Genomic DNA, 17,415 nt, shown 5'->3' with positions numbered 1-17,415 from the left:
GCGGGCAGTGCCCGCCCTACGCGGCGGCGATCCAGTCGGCGACGGCCTGCGGGTGTTCCAGGTGCAGGTGATGGCCACCGTCCATGTGCGTCACGGCGATGTTCGCCACGCAGGCGGCGCGCGCCTGCATCATCGCGTCGGGCAGGTACGAGGTGGCCGGCTGCGCCAGCAGCAGGGCGGTGGGTGCGGTGATGCCGCGCAGCAGGGCCTGCACCTGCGATTCGGCCAGTCGGCTGGCGCTCGATCGGGTCAGCCGTGGATCGCTGCGCCAGCGCCAGCCGCCGGCGGTTTCGATCAGCCCCCGTTCGACGATGGGACGGGCCAGCTCGGCGGCCAGGCCGCTGACCATGCTGCGCGCCTCGACCGCCTGCTCGATGCTGTGGAATACGCGCAGGGGCTTGTCGCTGCGTGGCGCGAGCGTTTCGCGAAAGCGCTGCAGCGTGTGCGAGCCGTCGTCGCCGAGCGGGCCCAGTCCCTCGATCAGCAGCAGCCGCTCGATCCGCTCCGGCCGCGCGCTGGCCACCAGCGCGGCGACGCCGGCGCCCAGCGAGTGGCCGAGCAGGGTATGGCGCGCAAGCTGCAGGGCATCCGCCGCGGCCAGCACGTCGCGCACGTAGTCGAGGAAATGGTAGTTGCTGCCGGCGGGCAGGTGATCGGAATGGCCGTGGCCGGGCAGTTCCAGCGCGATGACATGATGGTGTTGCGCCAGCAGGGGCGCCAGCCGCGCAAAGCTGCCGGCGTTGTCGAGCCAGCCATGCAGGGCCAGCAGGGGCGGCAGTGCGGCGTCGCCCCAGCACTGTGCGCGCAGCGACCGCTGCGGCAGGTCGATCGTGACGAACTCACTCATCGCCGGCACGAATGGCCGTTGCCCGCTGCCCCGCCCGGATGCGCCGTTGCCGTTGCCCGGCGGCATCGTAGTCGGCGGCGAACTCGGGCCAGCCCTGGGTGTGCCGCAGCACCAGTGCGGCGAGGGCGTCGACCTGCTCCTGGCTGTCGTTGAGCGCGGGGATGTAGCGCAGCGTTTCGCCGCCGGCACCGATGAAGAAGTCGCGGTTCTGCATGGCGATCTCTTCAAGCGTCTCCAGGCAGTCCACCGCGAAACCCGGGCAGGCCACGTCGAGCTTGCGCACGCCCTCGGCGGCGAGCCGGCGCACGGTGGCGTCGGTGTACGGATGCAGCCAGCGCTCGCGACCCACCCGCGACTGGAAGCTCACCACCAGCTGTTGCTGGTCCAGCTGCAGGCGCTCGCGCAGCAGCCGTGCAGTGGCGTGGCACTGGCAGAAATACGGATCGCCTTCGTGCAGGTAGCGCTCGGGAATGCCGTGGAAGGACAGCAGCAACTTCTCGCCGCGGCCGTGCGCGGCCCACCAGCGTTCGATACTCCGCGCCAGCGCCTCGATGTGCGCCGGATCGTCGTGATAATCGTTGACGAGGCGCAGTTCCGGCGGCCAGCGCAGCTGCTTGATGGTGTCGGCGACCGCATCGAGCACCGAGCCGGTGGAGGTGCCCGAATACTGCGGGTACAGCGGCAGCACCAGCAGCCGGCGCACGCCTTCGCGCTGCAGCTCTTCGATCGCCTGGCGCACCGAAGGCTCGCCATAGCGCATCGCCAGCGCCACCTTCACCGGCGCCTGTGGCCGTTGCCGGGCGATTTCCGCCTGCAGTGCGGTGGTCAGCGCCTCGCTGCCGAAACGCAGCGGCGAGCCGCGGGTGCCCCAGATCTTTGCGTAGGCGTGCGCCGAGCGCTTGGGCCGCACGCGCAGGATCACCCCGTGCAGGATCAGCCACCACAACCAGCGCGGATACTCGATCACCCGCGGATCGGCGAGGAACTCCGCCAGGTAGGGGCGCACCGCACGGGCCGTCGGCGCGGTCGGCGTGCCCAGGTTGACCAGCAGGACGCCAGCCTGAACGGGCTGAACATCCGGGTCATGGGAATAGCCGGCAAGGCCGGTATAGTTGTTGCGAAATGGCATGGTGGTGATCGTGACGACGTCGATCAGGCGAGTCTGCCACAAGCCCGGCATCCCCACGGCGTCGGGCCGGGTTCCACCCGTGTCCCCGATTCCAGCCGAAACCGATCCCGAACCGAAGCGGAGCTGCCCATGTTGAACAAATCAATGCGACGACTGCTGCTGATCGGCATGGCCCTGTTGCTGCCGGCGCTGGCTGCGCATGCCGAGGATCCGCCGCTGGTGCGAGCCAGCAATGCCGTGCGCGTGATGAACGACATCATGCAGGCGCCGGACAAGGCGATTCCCCAGGACCTGCTGCGCAATGCGCGGGCCATCGCGGTGATTCCGGACATGATCAAGGCCGGTTTCATCTTCGGCGGTCGCCGGGGCGAAGGACTGATCTCGGTGAAGAGCCCGGACGGTACCTGGTCCAATCCCAGCTTCATCACCATGACCGGCGGCAGTGTGGGGTTCCAGGCCGGCGTGTCCTCCACCGACGTGATCCTGGTATTCCGCACCCAACGCGGCGTGGATTCGATCGTCAACGGCAAGTTCACCCTCGGCGCGGACGCTTCGGCCGCGGCCGGCCCGGTGGGTCGTACCGCCAGCGCCTCCACCGATGCGCAGATGAAGGCGGAAATCTATTCGTACTCGCGCAGCCGCGGCCTGTTCGCCGGTGTCGCACTCGACGGTTCGGCGCTGCGCATCGACTATGATGCAAACGCTGCGGTGTATGGCGCCGGCGTGACCCCGCGGCGCATCTTCGAGGGTGGCGTCAGCAACGTGCCGACGCCCGTGGTGGACTTCCGCGACCGCCTCGAAGAGTACACTTCGCGCTGATGCGGAACGCCGGCCCGTGCGGGCTGGCGTTTCCGGTTCGATCCGTTTTCGAGGTAATACATGAGCATCTGGCACCTGATCATCCTGCTGGTCGTGGTCGTAGTGATCTTTGGCACCGGCAAGCTGCGCAACATCGGCTCCGATCTCGGTGGTGCCATGCGCGACTTCAAGAAGGGGCTGAACGGCGACGAGGAAGAAGCCAGGCGCAAGGAAGATGCCGAGCGGCTGCGGGCCGATCCGCCCGCGTCGTCCGCTGGCCAGACCACGCAGAGTCAGCGCGACTCCAGCGATCCGAAGTAAGCCGGCGGGCTGCGGCGATGATCGAGATCAGCTTCGGCAAGCTGGTGCTGCTGGCGCTCATCGCGCTGATCGTGCTCGGCCCGGAAAAGCTGCCGGGCGCGGCGCGCACCGCCGGTGCGCTGCTGCGCCGCATGCGCAGTGGCTGGGACAACGTGCGCGCCGAAGTGGAGCGCGAATTGCAGATCGAGGAAATCAGGCGCACCGCGCGCGAGGCGGCCGCCCGCGCCGAGGCGGCGCAGGCCGAACTGGACGCGGCCGTGCAGAAGGTCCGCGACGTGGGCAACGAGATTCCGCCGTCTGCCGCGACAGCAGTCGAGGCCAGCGGGGAACCCCCGGTCATGCTGCCGCTGGCGCAGGCGCCCCCAACGCCCGCCACCGCAGCCGATGCCGCCGGGTCCGACGATCGTACCGGCGACCTGTTCGCCACGGTGAAGTCTCCCGCGGAGCCGCCGCATGGCCACGCCTGAGCCCGACATCGACCTGCAGCAGGGCCTGTTCTCGCACCTGCTGGAGCTGCGCACGCGCCTGCTCAAGGCCTGCGCCACGGTGCTGCTGGTGCTGCTGGTGCTGGTGCCGTTCGCCAACCGCCTGTACACCGAACTGGCCGCGCCGCTGGTGGCACGCCTGCCGCAGGGCGCGCACCTGATCGCCACCGAGGTGGCCAGCCCGTTCGTGACGCCGCTGAAGCTGGCGTTCTACGCAGCGCTGTTCATCAGCATGCCGATGATCCTGTACCAGCTGTGGGCCTTCGTCAGCCCCGGGCTGTACAAGCACGAGAAACGCCTGGCCCGCCCGCTGCTGGCCGCGGCGCTGGTGCTGTTCTACGTCGGCTGCGCGTTCGCCTATTTCCTGGTGCTGCCGGCGGCGTTCCGGTTCCTCACCGCGGTCACTCCGCAGGGCGTGGAGATGATGACCGACATCACCCACTACCTCGACTTCGTGATGCTGATGTTCTTCGCCTTCGGCCTGTGCTTCGAAGTGCCGGTGGCGGTGGTGGTGCTGGCCGCGGTGGGCATCGTGGACGTGGACAAGCTGCGCAGCGGCCGTCGTTACGCGATCGTGGGTGCGTTCGCGGTCGCCGCCTTCATCACCCCGCCGGACATCACCTCGATGATCATGCTGGCGGTGCCAATGTGCCTGCTCTACGAGCTGGGCGTGCTGGCGGTGCGCTGGCTGGTGAAGCCGACTCCTGCCGGCAGCTGATCGCGCGCCAACGGCTTCAGTACAGATCGATCGGGTCCACATCCAGCGACCAGCGCAGCTTGCGTGCCAGCGGCAGCGCGGCCAGGGCCGTTTGCCACGAGCGCAGCATGCCGTGCAGGCTGCGCCGGCTTTGTGCTTCCAGCAGCAGCTGGGCGCGATGACGCCCGGCGCGCAGCGGCATCGGTGCGGGCATCGGGCCGGCGATCTGCAGCGAGTCGTCCTGCGGCAAGGCCGCGCGTGCGCTGGCCAAGAAGGCGTCCACATCTTCGCGCCGTACCGACTCGGCCCGCAGCAGCACCTGATGGCTGTATGGCGGCAACTGGATCAGCCGGCGTTCGGCCAGCAGTTCGCGCGCCGCCGCCGCATAGCCTTGGGCCAGCAGGCTGCGCAGCAGCGGGTGTGCCGGCTGATGGGTCTGCAGCACCACGCGGCCGGGCTTGCGCGCGCGCCCGGCGCGTCCGGCCACCTGCACCACCAGCTGGGCCAGCCGTTCGCCCGCGCGGAAGTCGATGCAGTGCAGGCCTTCGTCGACACCGACGATGGCGACCAGGGTGAGATTGGGCAGGTCGTGGCCCTTGGCCAGCATCTGGGTGCCGACCAGGATCGCCGGCTGGTCGTCGGCCAGCGTTTCCAGCAATTGCTCGAAGGCGTCCCGGCGCCGGGTGGTCTCGCGATCGACGCGCAGCACCGGCACCTGCGGGAACAGCGTGACCAGCGCCTCCTCCAGCCGCTCGGTGCCCTGACCCTGCGGCTTGAGGTCGCCGGCGCCGCATGTCGGACAGGCCTGCGGCGGCCGCTGGCGGTAGTCGCAGTGATGGCAGATCAGTTGGCGCCGACCCGCGTGGAGGGTCAGCGGCCGCTCGCAGCGTGGACAGTCGGCGTGCCAGCCGCAGGCGTGGCACAGCAGCACCGGCGCGTAGCCGCGACGGTTGCGGAACACCAGCGCCTGCTCGCCGCGCGCCACCGTCTCCGCCACCGCGGCCAGCAGGGCGGGCGACATGCCGTGCTCCAGCCGCTGCGCCCGCATGTCGATGATCTGCACCTGCGGCGGCCGGACCGCGCCGGGGCGTGCGCGCAGGTGCAGGGTGCGGTAGCGGCCGGCCTCGGCGTTGGCCAGCGATTCCAGCGATGGCGTGCCCGAGCCCAGCAGCACCGGCACGCCGAGCGCCCGGGCGCGCACCACGGCCAGGTCGCGGGCGTGGTAGCGGAAGCCGTCCTGCTGCTTGTAGGAGCCGTCATGTTCTTCGTCGACGATGATCAACCCGGCCTGCGGCAGCGGGGTGAAGATCGCCGAGCGGGTGCCCAGGATCACCCGCGCCGTGCCGGCGCGGGCACGCAGCCAGGCGCGGGCGCGATCGCCCTCGGACAGGTTCGAATGCAGCACTTCGATCAGCACGCCGAGCCGCTGGCGCAGGCGCCGCACGGTCTGCGGCGCCAGACCGATTTCCGGCACCAGCAGCAACGCCTGCTTGCCTTGGGCGAGCACCTGCTCGATCAGCGCCAGGTAGACCTCGGTCTTGCCGCTGCCGGTGACGCCGTCGAGCAGGAAGGGCTGGAAGCTGCCGAGGCTGGCGCCCACCGTGGCTACCGCCTGCTGCTGTTCCTCGTTGAGTTGCGGCGCCGGCGATGGCGGCGGACGTTGATCCGCTGGCGGGCGTTCGCTGCGTTCGAGCAGGCCGGCCGCGGCGAGCCGCCTGGCCGCTTCGCGCCAGCCCGGCAGGCGCTCGGTCAGTTCCTGTGCGCTCAACGCTGCCGTGGCGAGCAGGGCCAGCAAGGCCTTGCTGCCGCCGCGCCGGTTGCCGGCCTCGTGGGCGTGGTGGCCGGCCGCGGCAAGCGACCAGTATTCGTCGCCGATCAGCGGCAGCGGCTTCGCCTCGCGCAGGGCCAGTGGCAGCGCATTCCCGTAGGCCTCGCCCGGCGCGCCGAGCCAGTAGTCGGCGGCCCAGGCCAGGGTCTGCATCAGTTCGGCGTCGAGCAGCGGCTCGTCATCCAGCAGACGGGTTACCTGCTTCAACCGGCTGCCCTCGACGGCGGCGGCGGGCTCGATCGCCACCACCACACCGACACGCTTGCCGCGGCCGAACGGCACCAGCACCCGACTGCCCACGCCAGCCTCTCCCATGGCCGGTGGCAGGTAGTCGAACAGGGTGGGCAGGGGCACCGGCAGGGCGATGCGCAGGACGGCTGGCATGGGCGACCTCATGGGCGGGTCAGTGTAACCGCCGGCCTCGTCCGGCTGGCCACGCCGTGTGCGGCCCGTCGTACGGAGTTGCGTGAACTTGCTTCCCGTCTATCGAGGAGTCGAGGGTAAGTGGCTATCCCGGGGAGGGTTTTACCCTTATCCACAGCGGCTGTGGATAAGTCTGTGGATGCAACGGGGAGGGGGGGCCGCAAAGGGCGTGGTGGCGCCCTTCATGACGGCTTGACGACGTTTTGGTCACGCAGAAAATTTCTTTTCAATCAAATACATGCAAAATGCGTTCGGGCATGGTTCACACAATTGACAAACTCGCGAGCAGTGCCTTGACAGCTACTTGACGCTGTGCAAAACCGCCGGCAGAGCCTCCGAAAAGCGGGTTCAATGAGCCATGCCCAGCAACGCGGCGATCGTCAGCGCGAAGATCAGCAGCCAGAAGTAGAACCAGCCGATGAACCAGAATTTCACCACGGTCATCGGCCAGCCCTGGTGGTAGATCCGTTTCTGCATGATCAGCAGGCACATCGGTATCCACAGGATCAGCAGGGTCTGCACCCAGCCCAGCACCTCGCCGGTCCACGCCGCATGCGGACGCAGCCAGGTCGACAGCATGCCGACGAGGGTGATCAGCAGCAGGCTCATGAACATGAAGGCGTGGCTGTGCAGGGCCACGATCAGGTGTTCCATGTACAGCCGCCGCCGGAACACGTAGAACAGCTTGAGCAGGCCGGCGAACACCGGGATCAGCACGAACATGGTCATCGGCAGCGCGCCGAAGACGCCATTGATCATGCGTTGCTTGGCTTCGGCGCGGGTCGCGGGGTCGCCGTCCTTGAATGCCCGCACGTTGTCGTGGAAGCGCTGGGCCAGCGTGGTCAGGCGGGCGTTGGCCACGTCCGGCAGCCAGCTGACATGGATCGGTTCGGAGGCTTCCCTGGTGCTGCCGGACCGGGCTTTGGCTGGCGTGGTGCTGTCGACGCTCCGTGCCGGTGCCGGTGCCGACCCCGGCGATCCCGCGACGGAGCTGGCCGGCATCGGGGCGGCGCCCAGCGCAATCAGGCGCAGGTTGGCTTTCCGGCGAAGTTCCTGATCGGCGACCTGGATGCGTTCCAGCGCCTTGGGCGGCAGCACGCCGGTTTCCCGCGCGCTCTGCAGACCGTCAAGTTCCTGCTTCAGCGCCTTGCGCACTTCAGCCGGAGTGGCGGCGTCATCGATCCCCGAGCTGTCGACCTTCACCAGGGGCAGTCCGGTTGCGGGGATCTTGTCGGCAAGCTGGTCGATCGCCAGGTGAAACACGAAGAACGACAGCAGGCACAGCACGAACATCAGCCGGAACGGGGCGATGTAGCGCACCCGCCGACCAGCGAAATATTCCAGCGTGAGAAAGCCCGGCTTCAGCAGCAGTGGCGGCAGCGTGTGCACGATGCGACCGTCGATGTGCAGCACCGTCTCCACGGTCTCCTCGAACATGTGGTGCATCGGCTTGAGCACGCTGTGGATCGACTGCCCGCACTCGTGGCAGAACTCGCCCTGCATCGGGGCGCCGCAGTTGGCGCAATGCAGTCCTTCGTAGCTGGTGAGCTGCTTCATGGCAGTCCGTAGTTCGTCGCAGCGGGGAATAGTCGCACAGGTTGCCCGGGCGGCGGCCGTGACGAATGGCTCAGGTAGAATGGCCGGCTCTGGAGTCTGCTGTGTCGATGAAACCCTTCCGTCCCGAACGTGCCCGTCTGCAGCACGAGGTGCGCGCCACGGTGCGCCTTGCGCTGCCGTTGATCGCTGCCCAGCTGGCGGCGATCGGCAGCAACGTGATCGACACCGTGCTGGCCGGTCACGTCAATGAACACGTGCTGGGCGCGGTGGCGGTGGGCGCGAACATCTGGTCGCTGGCGATCGTCAGCGGCATCGGCATGATGATGGCGGTGCCGCCGTCGGTGGCCCAGCTCGATGGTGCCGGGCGCCGGCCGGAGGTGGGCGCGGTGTTCCACCAGGCGCTGTGGATGGCGCTGGGCATGGGCGTGCTGCTGTGGTTCGCGGTGCGCCACGCGGAACCGCTGATCGATTTCATCGGGGTGACGCCGAGCCTGCGCCACGACGTGCAGCGTTTCCTGCTGGCGATCAGCTGGGGTGCGCCGGCGCTGACCTGTTACTTCGCGCTGCGCGGCCTGTCCGAAGGACTGTCGCTGACCCGGCCCTCGATGTATTTCAGCCTCGGCGGGCTGGTCCTGCTGATCCCGCTGGGCTATGTACTGATGTTCGGCAAGCTGGGCATCCCGCCGCAGGGCGCGCATGGCTGCGGCGTGGCCACCGCGATCGTGCTGTGGCTGGAGATGCTGGCGTTCGGCATCTATGTGGTCTTCCGCCGCAACTACCGCGGGCTGGGGCTGTTCGAGCGTTTCGAATGGCCGGACCTGCGCCGGATCGGCCAGCTGCTGCACATCGGCCTGCCGATGACGGTGACCCTGCTGGCCGAAGCCGGGCTGTTCGTGGCCACCGCGCTGATCATCGCCACGCTGGGCGAGTCGGTGATCGCCAGCCATCAGATCGCGATCAACATCGCCTCGTTCTTCTTCATGATCCCGCTGGGACTGGCGATGGCGATCACCGTGCGGGTGGGCAATGCGGTGGGGCGCGGCGACGAACAGGGCGTGCGCTACGCGGGCTTCTGCGGGATCGGCCTGACCCTGGTGACCCAGCTGGTTTCGGCCGGCTTCATGCTGGGCCTGCCCCATTTCATCGCCACGCTGTACACGCGCGATCCGAAGGTGATCATGCTCGCCGCGCAACTGATCATGCTGGCCGGCGTGTTCCAGTTTTCCGACGGCATCCAGGTGGCCGCCAATGGCGCGCTGCGCGGGCTCAAGGACACCCGCGTGCCGATGGCGATCACCCTGTTCGCGTACTGGGTGGTCGGCATGCCGGTGGGCTGGTGGCTGGCGTTCCACCACGGCATGGGCGCGCGGGGCATGTGGATCGGCCTGATCGCCGGCCTGTCGGTGGCCGCGGTGATGCTGTTCACCCGGTTCTGGCGCAGCGCCTGGAAACAGCGCTGGCGCCGCCACCTGTCGATCACGGCAGCGGCCTGACCCTCGACCCGCTACGCTGGCCCATCAAACACGGATTACCCATCGCATGACTTCGCCGCCACCGCTCCGTCGCAACGGCTTCTGGGCCTTTCTCTGCGCCGTGGGGCGTTTCATCAACGGCTGTCGGCTGATCATCATCAACGTGGTGTTCTTCGGCCTGCTGTTCATCCTGCTGCTGGTGCTCGGCGCCGACGTGGATCGCACGGTGCAGTCCGACAGCGTGCTGGTGATCAAGCCGCGAGGCCAGCTGGTCGAACAGTCCAGCATCGATCCGCTGCAGCGCGCGCTCGACGGCTTGTCCGGCGAAGAGCCCAGGCAGGTGCAACTTCGCGACCTGACCGGCGCGATCGATGCCGCGGCGAAGGATCCGCGGATCAGCCGCATCCTGCTGCTGCCCGACGAACTGCAGGGCGGCGGCTTTGCCGCGTTGCGCGAAGTCGGCGCGGCGCTGGACCGGTTCCGCGCGGCGGGCAAGCCGGTGATCGCCTGGGGCGTGAACCTGGACCAGGGCCAGTATTACCTGGCCGCCCACGCCGACCGGCTGCTGGTCGATCCGCAGGGCGGCGTGATGCTCACCGGCTTGGCCAACTACCGGCTGTTCTACAAGGACCTGCTGGACAAGCTCGGCGTGGACGTCCACCTGTTCCGGGTCGGCGAGTTCAAGAGCGCGGCCGAGCCGTACATCCTCGACCACGCCTCGGCCGAGGCGAAGCAGGCCGACAGCTACTGGATGGGTGGCCTGTGGACGGGCTACCTGGCCGAGGTGGCGCAGCTGCGCAAGCTGGACCCCGCCACGTTGCGCGACGACGTCGACAACCTGCCTGAGCATATCGCCAGCACCCAAGGCAACCTCGCCGAGCTGGCGCTGAACCAGCACCTGGTTGACGGGCTGGCCACACGGGACGACCTGATTGCTATGATGCGCAAGGAAGGCGTGCCGGCCGACCGCAAGGGCCACGACTTCCGCCAGATCGCGCTGGACCGTTATGCCTCCGCGGTGTCGCGCGATGGCGACCTGCCCGCCGCGGGCGTGGCGATCGTGGTGGCCGAGGGCGAGATCGCCGGCGGCAGGCGCGGTCCGGGTTCGATCGGTGGCGAATCGACGGCGGCGCTGATCCGCGGCGCCCGCGAGGATCGCAAGACCAGGGCGCTGGTGCTGCGGGTCAATTCGCCCGGCGGCGAGGTGTATGCCGCCGAGCAGATCCGCCGCGAGGTCGAGCTGACCCGCGCGGCCGGCATTCCGGTGGTGGTCTCGATGGGTGACGTGGCGGCCAGCGGCGGCTACTGGATCTCGATGAATGCGAACCGCATCTTCGCCGAGCCCAACACGATCACCGGATCGATCGGCATCTTCGGCCTGTATTACACGGTGCCCGGCACGCTGGCCAGGCTCGGCGTGCAGAGCGACGGCGTCAGCACCGGCCCGATGGCCGGCGCGTTCGACATCACCCGCCCGCTCGATCCGAAGGTCGGCACGGTGATCCAGACGATCATCGACAAGGGCTATCGCGATTTCGTGGGCAGCGTGGCCAAGGCCCGGGGCAAGAGCTACCAGGCGATCGACGCCATCGCGCAGGGGCGGGTGTGGACCGGCGAGCAGGCGCTGCAGCGTGGCCTGGTCGACCAGCTCGGCGGGCTGGACGCGGCGGTGGCCGAGGCGGGCCGTCTGGCCCGGTTGGGCAAGGACTATCCGGTGCGCTACGTGGAACCGCCGCAAGGCGGCTTCGAGCGCTTCCTGATGGGCCTCAGCCAGAGCGCCAGCGTGCATGTGCTGCAATCGTTCGGCGTGCGCCTGCCGGACTGGGTCGCGCAGTTGCCGGCGAAGGCTCCCGAACTGCAGTTGCTGCGCAATGCGAAGGCGGGCACGCCGAACATCTATGCGGACTGCCTGTGCCGTCCGCGTTGAGGTGAGGCCGCCAGCAGTTACTGCCCCGCGGCCTCGATCTGCTTGTCCTGCTCGGCGGACTTTTTCTCCAGCGCCTTGCTGACATCCTTCGCGCGCTGCTCGTCGGCGCGCATCGCGTCGAACGGCGTGCTGACCGCGGCCGGTTTCGCCTGCGGTTCGGGCGGCTTGCGCGAACACGCGCCCAGCGCGGCAAGGCAGAGCAGGAGCGGCAGCAGCTTCATGGCGATGTCCGTGCGTGATGGATGCGGCGAGTGTCCCGCCAGTGGCGGGCGCCAGGCAAGGAACGCGTTGGCAGCCCGCGCTTGACGCTTTAAGCTGACCGCATGAACAGCCGCCTCGAAGCCTGGCAACTGCAAGGCCACAATGCCCTGATCACCGGCGCCAGCAAGGGTATCGGCCACGCCACGGCGCGCGAGCTGGCCGGCCTGGGCGCCAACCTGCTGCTGGTGGCGCGCGATGCGGACCACCTGGAGCAGGTCAGGGTCGAGCTGGCCGACGATTTCCCCGCCAGCGAGGTGATGGCGTTCGCCGCCGACGTCAGCGAAGCGGAGGATCGGCTGGCCGTGTTCGACTGGATCGCCGACCTGGGCACGCCGCTGTCGCTGCTGGTCAACAACGCCGGCGGCAACCAGCCCGCCGCCACCCTCGACTATCGCGTGGACGACTGGCGCCGGATCTTCGAGCAGAACCTTTTCAGCGCATTCGAGATGTGCCGGCTGGCGCACCCGCAGCTGGTGCAGCACGCGCACGCGGCGATCGTCAACGTGGGTTCGGTGTCCGGGATGACCCATGTGCGCACCGGCTCGCCCTACGGGATGAGCAAGGCCGCGCTGCACCAGCTCACCCGCAACCTAGCCGCCGAGTGGGCGGTGGACGGCATCCGGGTCAACGCCGTGGCGCCTTGGTACATCCGCACCCAGCGTTCCGAACCGGCGCTGGCCGATGCCGACTACCTCGACGAGGTGCTCGATCGCACGCCGCTGGACCGGATCGGCGAACCGGAGGAAGTGGCCGCGGCGATCGCCTTCCTGTGCCTGCCCGCGGCCAGCTACATCACCGGCCAGGTGCTGGCGGTGGATGGCGGCTTCCTGAACTACGGCTTCTGAGCCAGGCCAGGCCCAGCAAGGCCTGGCGCGCGCGGCGGGATCAGAATTCGGCGACGTGGTCCTCGGCGGCAAAGCCGACCGTGACCGCGCCTTCGCCCACGTTGACCATGCCGGTGATGCTCATCGGTGCTTCCATCAGCTCGACGCCGCATTCCTCGCAGGCCTGGCGCAGCTCGAGATAGCCGGGCAGGTGCTCCAGCACGGCAAGGTCGCCGCCGTAGCTGGCGCACACCATGGGCACGATCAGGCCGGCGCGGACCCGTTTGGTCACGTAGCCGAACAGCGCCTCGGCGCCCTGCTCGAAGCCGCGGACCTTGCCGACCGGGCCGGTTTCGCCCTGGAAACAGCGCAGGATCGGCTTGATGTCGAGCGCCGAGCCCAGCATGGCACTGACCAGGCCCACGCTGCGATCGTTCTTCTTCTTGGCGCGGGCGCGCAGGTAGTAGAGGTCGCGCGGCAGCATGTAGCCATAGCTATGGTTGGCGACATGGGTGAGCCGCTCGCGGATCGCCGCAGGCGGTTCGTCGGCGGCGATCAGGCGGGTCGCCTCGTAGATCGCCGGCGCGGCGCCGGCGAAGATGTTGCGGGTGTCGACCACGCGCATCATGAACGGGCCGGGGACGCCGGCCTGGTCGCGTGCCTGGCGATAGTTCTTGAGGATGGCGAAGCTGGCCTTGTTGACGTGCTCGTTGATCGGGCTGCGGGTGGCGGTGATGGTCAGGCAGAACACGCAGTCCTGTTCCAGCACCAGTTTTTCCAGGAACAGCTTCTGGACCTCTTCCACCGGGCACGGTTCGGTCTCGGCCGAATGGCTGCGGTTGCCCAGCCGGCGATTGATGAAGCGCTGGATCTCCTCCGGCCGGCGGTCATCCATGAAGACTTCGCGGTCGATCCGGACCGTGATCGGCATCACCGCGATGTCGTGTTTCTGAAGGAACTCCTGCGAAAGATCGCAGGCCGCATCGATTGCCAGACCCATCCGCATCAGGTAGTCCCCCCGCAACATTGATGGCAGGCGAAACATAACATGAGGGCCGTGATTGTGGCGTCTGTCGCGACTTTGGACGAACACCGCGACGATCCGGCTGGTCGGGGGCCGACCGCCCCCCTAAAATGACCCCACTGAACTGGCATCTCGCCGGCGTGGCGTCGCCGGTAACGTGATTCGGGCAATACCCAGATGAAAAGCAAACAGGAAATCGTCTCCAACTGGCTGCCGCGCTATACCGGCACCGCGCTGGAGCAGTTCGGCGAACACATCCTGCTGACCAATTTCGGCAACTACGTGGAACTGTTCGCCCAGTGGCATGGCGTGGAGGTGCAGGGCCGCGACCGGCCGATGCCGAACGCCACTGCCGACGGCATCACCCTGATCAACTTCGGCATGGGCAGCCCCAATGCGGCCACCGTGATGGATCTGCTCGGTGCCATCGAGCCGCAGGCCGCGCTGTTCCTTGGCAAGTGTGGCGGGGTCAAGAAGAAGAATCAGCTGGGCGACCTGGTGCTGCCGATCGCGGCGATCCGCGGCGAGGGCACCAGCAACGACTACCTGCCGCCGGAGGTGCCGGCGCTGCCGGCGTTCCAGTTGCAGCGTGCCGTATCCACCATGATCCGCGACCTCGGCCACGACTACTGGACCGGCACCGTCTACACCACCAACCGGCGCGTGTGGGAACACGACGACACGTTCAAGGATTACCTGCGGCGCACCCGCTGCATGGCGGTGGACATGGAGACGGCGACGATCTTCGCCGCCGGCTTCGCCAACCGGATTCCGTGTGGGGCGCTGTTGCTGGTGTCGGACCAGCCGATGGTGCCCGAGGGCGTCAAGACCGAGGCCAGCGATCGCACCATCACCGCCAAGTACGTCGAGGCCCACATCAAGATCGGCATCGAGGCGCTGAAACTGGTGCGCAGAAACGGACGCAGCGTGAAGCATCTGCGCTTCGAAGAAGAGATCGAGGCGGAATGAGTGGTGAGGCGAGCCGAACGGGAAGCTTCCATCTGACATAAAAAAGGCCGCCGGGGTAACCCGGCGGCCTTCTTGCAACTACCACACGTGTATTACTTCAGATCATCAGAAGTCGTACGACACGCCGAAGCGGAAGTAACGACCCGTCTGCATGCTGTACGGGCGCAGATAGCTTGAGCTGGTCGAGATCGGATAGGTCTGGGTGATCTTCTGGCTGTCGAACACGTTGTTGACCATCGCGTTGAACGCCAGCTTCTTGCCCGCCCACTCCGGCCGGTATTCCGCGCTCAGGCTGAGCGTGTAGGTCCACGGGTTGCGCGTATCACCCGGCGACGACGGCACGCCGTTGCAGAAGTGATAGTACGGACCATAACCCAGACCCGGGTTGGTCAGGTCGGCGCCATAGTAGCCCAGGCAGGTCTTCGGCGAGCCGGACAGGATTGCCAGGTTGCCCGACAGCATCCACTCCGGTGCGATCTGGTACGAGCCGTACGCCTTGATCTGGTGGCGGCGGTCGTTGGCCAGTGCGCCGTTCGCGTAGTCCATGACTTGGGCGTAGTCCCAGTCCACCGTTGCCGACACGTCGGTCTGACCAATGTCCGTGCGCACCTGGCCTTCGCTGTTGCCGTAGCTGCGCGAGAACAGGTAGTCGACCTTGCCGTACCACTTGCCGTCGAACGGATGTTCCAGATACAGATCCAGGCCGTAGTACTTGCGCTTCATCGTGGTGTTGAAGTGGAAGTCGTTCTTCCAGTCCATCTGCACGGTGTAGTAGCCGCCACCCAGCTTCGGAATGTTGAAGTAGGAGGTGCTGCCCGGGTTGATCAGGATGCTCGCCGGCACGCGGGTGGCGTCGTAGCTGTTCGGGTCGATGCCCATCGCGTTCATCTTGGCGATGATCGAGATGTTGTCGCCCACGTCGTCAATCGCGTTGCGCAGGTTGCGGTAGGTCGCCTTGGCGCCATAGACCCAGGAGTCGCCCAGCTTCTTGTCGAAGCCGAAGATGTACTCGTCCTGATATTCCGACTTCAGGTTGGTCGACGCCGAGGTCTTCGGATCGCGGGCCTGGCCGTACTCGCCGTTGGCCGACACCGGTGCACCGGCACCCAGATAGGTGTCGATCGGGGTCAGGCCGGTCGGGATGCCGTTGGCATCAATGCCGGTGTAGGTGTAGTACTGGCGGGTGTACAGCGAGGTACCGGCCGAGCGCAGCGCCACGCTGGTGGGCAGCGCGAGGTAGTAGCGGCCGGCGTTGCCGTAGACCTTGAAGCTGGAATCACCGTTCACGTCCCAGCTGAAGCCCACGCGCGGCGCCCACTGCGGGCTGGTCAGGCGCAGGTACGGTTCGCCCACGGCGTTGTAGTTGGTGAACTGGTCATTGCGCAGACCGAGCTTGACCAACCAGCGATCGTTCACCTGCCAGCTGTCCTCGACGTACTGGGCGCGCTGTGCCACGCGAACCGAAGCGTTGTCGTGGTACTGGTACTTGGCCACGTAGTAGCCATCTTCGCCGCCGGCGTAGCCGCCCGCGCCCGCCACCCACGGCGAGTTCCGCCAGTCGGCGCCCGGCTGAGCCGTGCCCGGACCGCCCACGATGTAGGCATTCGGATCGGTGCCGTCCACCGGCGGGTTGTATTCCCAGGCGTAGCCGAGGCCGCCGTCGGGGAACTTGGTGCCGCCATCGACGTTCTTCTGATCCTGGTTGTCGATACCGGCGGTCAGCGTGTGGTCACCGAGCTTGTAGCTCAGATCGATGCGCAGGTTCGTATTGGTCGAACGATGGTCTGGCAGGTTGATCGTCGACACCGTCTGGCTGTTGGTGATCGGCGAGCCGCCATTCAGAGCAGGGTTCTGTTCGTTGGGAGTGAACAGGTACGGATAGGTCGGATCGTAGTCGGCGATGCTGCTGTACCAGGTGCCCTTCATCTTGCCGTACAGGGCCGTCACGGTCAGGTCGTCGGTGATGTAGCTGGTGAACTTGGCCGAATAGACATCCGCACCGTTCTTGGTATGGGTGTCGTTGCTGTTGAAGCCGCCTTCCTTCAGGGTGGCGTAGTCGAAGTCGTTGAAGACGCCCTGGTAGGACGACTTGTTCGACGCACCGGTCAGCTCGAGGATGTTGCTGTCGGTGATGTTCCAGTCCAGCTTGCCGTACCACTTCGGGTTGTCATAGCGGTAGTGGTCGACGAACGGCGCCACGTTCGCACCGGTCGACTCGCCCTGCTGGCGCTCGGCCTCGACGGCCGCGAAGATGAACAGCTTGTCCTTGATCAGCGGGCCGCCGACATAGGCGTCGACCGTCGTGGTCCACGACTTGTTGTTCTTGCGGTACTGGCGCAACTTGCCTTGCGAACCGTCCTTGTTGACGTAGTACCAGTTATCCGGATCGGAACGCAGATCCTTCGGGGTCCACTGGATCTGGCCACCGAAGTGCCACTCGTTGGTGCCGCGCTTGCCGACCTGGCTGATCACGCCGCCGTCGGAACGACCGTAAGCGGCGCCGTAGCCGCCGCTCATGATTTCCTGCTGGTCAATGGCGCCATACGGCAGGGTGATGCCGCCGAAGCCGCTGAGCGGATCGGTGGTGTTGAAGCCGTTGATGTAATACGCGTTCTCGGTCACCGAGGAGCCACCGAACGAGACCACCGAGCCACCGGTCAGATTGGTGAACAGGCCGCTACCCTGGACCACGCCAGGAGCCAGCAAGGCGATGGCCTCGGCGCTGCGCGCCAACGGCAGACGGGCCAGCTGATCGGCGGTGATGACCGTGCGGGAGTCGACGCCGCTGACGTCGATGCTGGGCAGGGCGTTGGCCTGCACCGTCACCGCCGACAGGGTCTGGGCATTCTGCCC

General features: G+C 67.3%; 14 protein-coding genes and 1 pseudogene. 8 read left to right on the top strand and 7 right to left on the bottom strand.

The features are described 5' to 3' along the window. Nucleotides 1–16 precede the first annotated feature (16 nt). Nucleotides 17–847, bottom strand: coding sequence for an alpha/beta fold hydrolase (locus tag UU7_RS15655; RefSeq protein WP_040673592.1), 831 nt, complete (start codon nucleotides 845–847; stop codon nucleotides 17–19). Continuing rightward, entirely contained in the window at nucleotides 840–1,976 is a 1,137-nt protein-coding gene (hemH, locus tag UU7_RS15650; RefSeq protein ID WP_040673591.1) for a ferrochelatase, read from the bottom strand. The genes UU7_RS15655 and hemH overlap by 8 nt, the downstream gene beginning before the upstream one ends. Nucleotides 1,977–2,120: 144 nt before the next feature. Here hemH and UU7_RS15645 point away from each other — a divergent pair. The 4 genes and pseudogenes from UU7_RS15645 to tatC form a co-directional block, all read left to right on the top strand. After that, nucleotides 2,121–2,792, top strand: a pseudogene (locus UU7_RS15645) (lipid-binding SYLF domain-containing protein); the annotation flags it as partial. Between the two features lie 63 nt (nucleotides 2,793–2,855). Further along, nucleotides 2,856–3,095 (top strand): twin-arginine translocase TatA/TatE family subunit, encoded by a 240-nt coding sequence (tatA, locus tag UU7_RS15640; protein WP_007809992.1) that lies wholly within the window; start codon nucleotides 2,856–2,858, stop codon nucleotides 3,093–3,095. 17 nt (nucleotides 3,096–3,112) lie between these two features. Beyond that, nucleotides 3,113–3,562, top strand: a complete 450-nt coding sequence (tatB, locus tag UU7_RS15635) for a Sec-independent protein translocase protein TatB (protein ID WP_007809989.1) — start codon at nucleotides 3,113–3,115, stop codon at nucleotides 3,560–3,562. Beyond that, on the top strand, nucleotides 3,549–4,298 hold the full coding sequence (gene tatC / locus UU7_RS15630; protein ID WP_007809987.1) for a twin-arginine translocase subunit TatC: 750 nt from the start codon (nucleotides 3,549–3,551) through the stop codon (nucleotides 4,296–4,298). The genes tatB and tatC overlap by 14 nt, the downstream gene beginning before the upstream one ends. 16 nt (nucleotides 4,299–4,314) lie before the next feature. On the opposite strand, the gene UU7_RS15625 is transcribed toward tatC, so the two are convergent. Continuing rightward, on the bottom strand, nucleotides 4,315–6,489 hold the full coding sequence (locus UU7_RS15625) for a primosomal protein N' (protein WP_007809986.1): 2,175 nt from the start codon (nucleotides 6,487–6,489) through the stop codon (nucleotides 4,315–4,317). A 387-nt stretch (nucleotides 6,490–6,876) separates the two neighbouring features. Further along, nucleotides 6,877–8,085 carry a DUF3667 domain-containing protein gene (locus UU7_RS15620; protein ID WP_007809984.1) on the bottom strand — a complete coding sequence of 403 codons (1,209 nt, stop codon included), beginning with the start codon at nucleotides 8,083–8,085 and terminating at the stop codon, nucleotides 6,877–6,879. 107 nt (nucleotides 8,086–8,192) lie between these two features. On the opposite strand from UU7_RS15620, the gene UU7_RS15615 reads away from it, so the two are divergent. Together UU7_RS15615 and sppA are read left to right on the top strand one after the other, a co-directional pair. Next, nucleotides 8,193–9,578: an MATE family efflux transporter gene (locus UU7_RS15615; RefSeq protein WP_007809983.1), complete on the top strand. Its 1,386-nt coding sequence runs from the start codon at nucleotides 8,193–8,195 to the stop codon at nucleotides 9,576–9,578. A gap of 46 nt (nucleotides 9,579–9,624) precedes the next feature. Further along, nucleotides 9,625–11,484 carry a signal peptide peptidase SppA gene (sppA, locus tag UU7_RS15610; protein ID WP_007809981.1) on the top strand — a complete coding sequence of 620 codons (1,860 nt, stop codon included), beginning with the start codon at nucleotides 9,625–9,627 and terminating at the stop codon, nucleotides 11,482–11,484. Between the two features lie 17 nt (nucleotides 11,485–11,501). On the opposite strand, the gene UU7_RS15605 is transcribed toward sppA, so the two are convergent. Then, the gene (locus tag UU7_RS15605; protein WP_007809979.1) at nucleotides 11,502–11,705 is read right to left on the bottom strand and encodes a hypothetical protein; all 204 of its coding nucleotides are present in this window, start codon (nucleotides 11,703–11,705) and stop codon (nucleotides 11,502–11,504) included. Nucleotides 11,706–11,807: 102 nt separating this feature from the next. Between UU7_RS15605 and UU7_RS15600 the strand changes: the two genes are divergently transcribed. Then, the gene (locus UU7_RS15600; RefSeq protein WP_007809977.1) at nucleotides 11,808–12,590 is read left to right on the top strand and encodes an SDR family oxidoreductase; all 783 of its coding nucleotides are present in this window, start codon (nucleotides 11,808–11,810) and stop codon (nucleotides 12,588–12,590) included. Nucleotides 12,591–12,630: 40 nt separating this feature from the next. On the opposite strand, the gene UU7_RS15595 is transcribed toward UU7_RS15600, so the two are convergent. After that, nucleotides 12,631–13,575, bottom strand: coding sequence for a DegV family protein (locus UU7_RS15595; protein ID WP_007809975.1), 945 nt, complete (start codon nucleotides 13,573–13,575; stop codon nucleotides 12,631–12,633). Nucleotides 13,576–13,770: 195 nt separating this feature from the next. On the opposite strand from UU7_RS15595, the gene UU7_RS15590 reads away from it, so the two are divergent. Continuing rightward, a complete protein-coding gene (locus tag UU7_RS15590) occupies nucleotides 13,771–14,562 on the top strand; it encodes an AMP nucleosidase (RefSeq protein WP_007809973.1) in 792 nt (263 codons plus the stop codon). Between the two features lie 105 nt (nucleotides 14,563–14,667). Here UU7_RS15590 and UU7_RS15585 read toward each other — a convergent pair. Continuing rightward, the coding region (locus tag UU7_RS15585) for a TonB-dependent receptor plug domain-containing protein (protein ID WP_007809971.1) at nucleotides 14,668–17,415 on the bottom strand (2,748 nt) is incomplete at its 5' end.

This window comes from Rhodanobacter spathiphylli B39, assembly GCF_000264295.1.
GTDB classification, from domain to species: domain Bacteria; phylum Pseudomonadota; class Gammaproteobacteria; order Xanthomonadales; family Rhodanobacteraceae; genus Rhodanobacter; species Rhodanobacter spathiphylli.
Note: the sequence above shows the minus strand (reverse complement) of the source record. Positions and strands in the feature narration are given on the sequence as shown.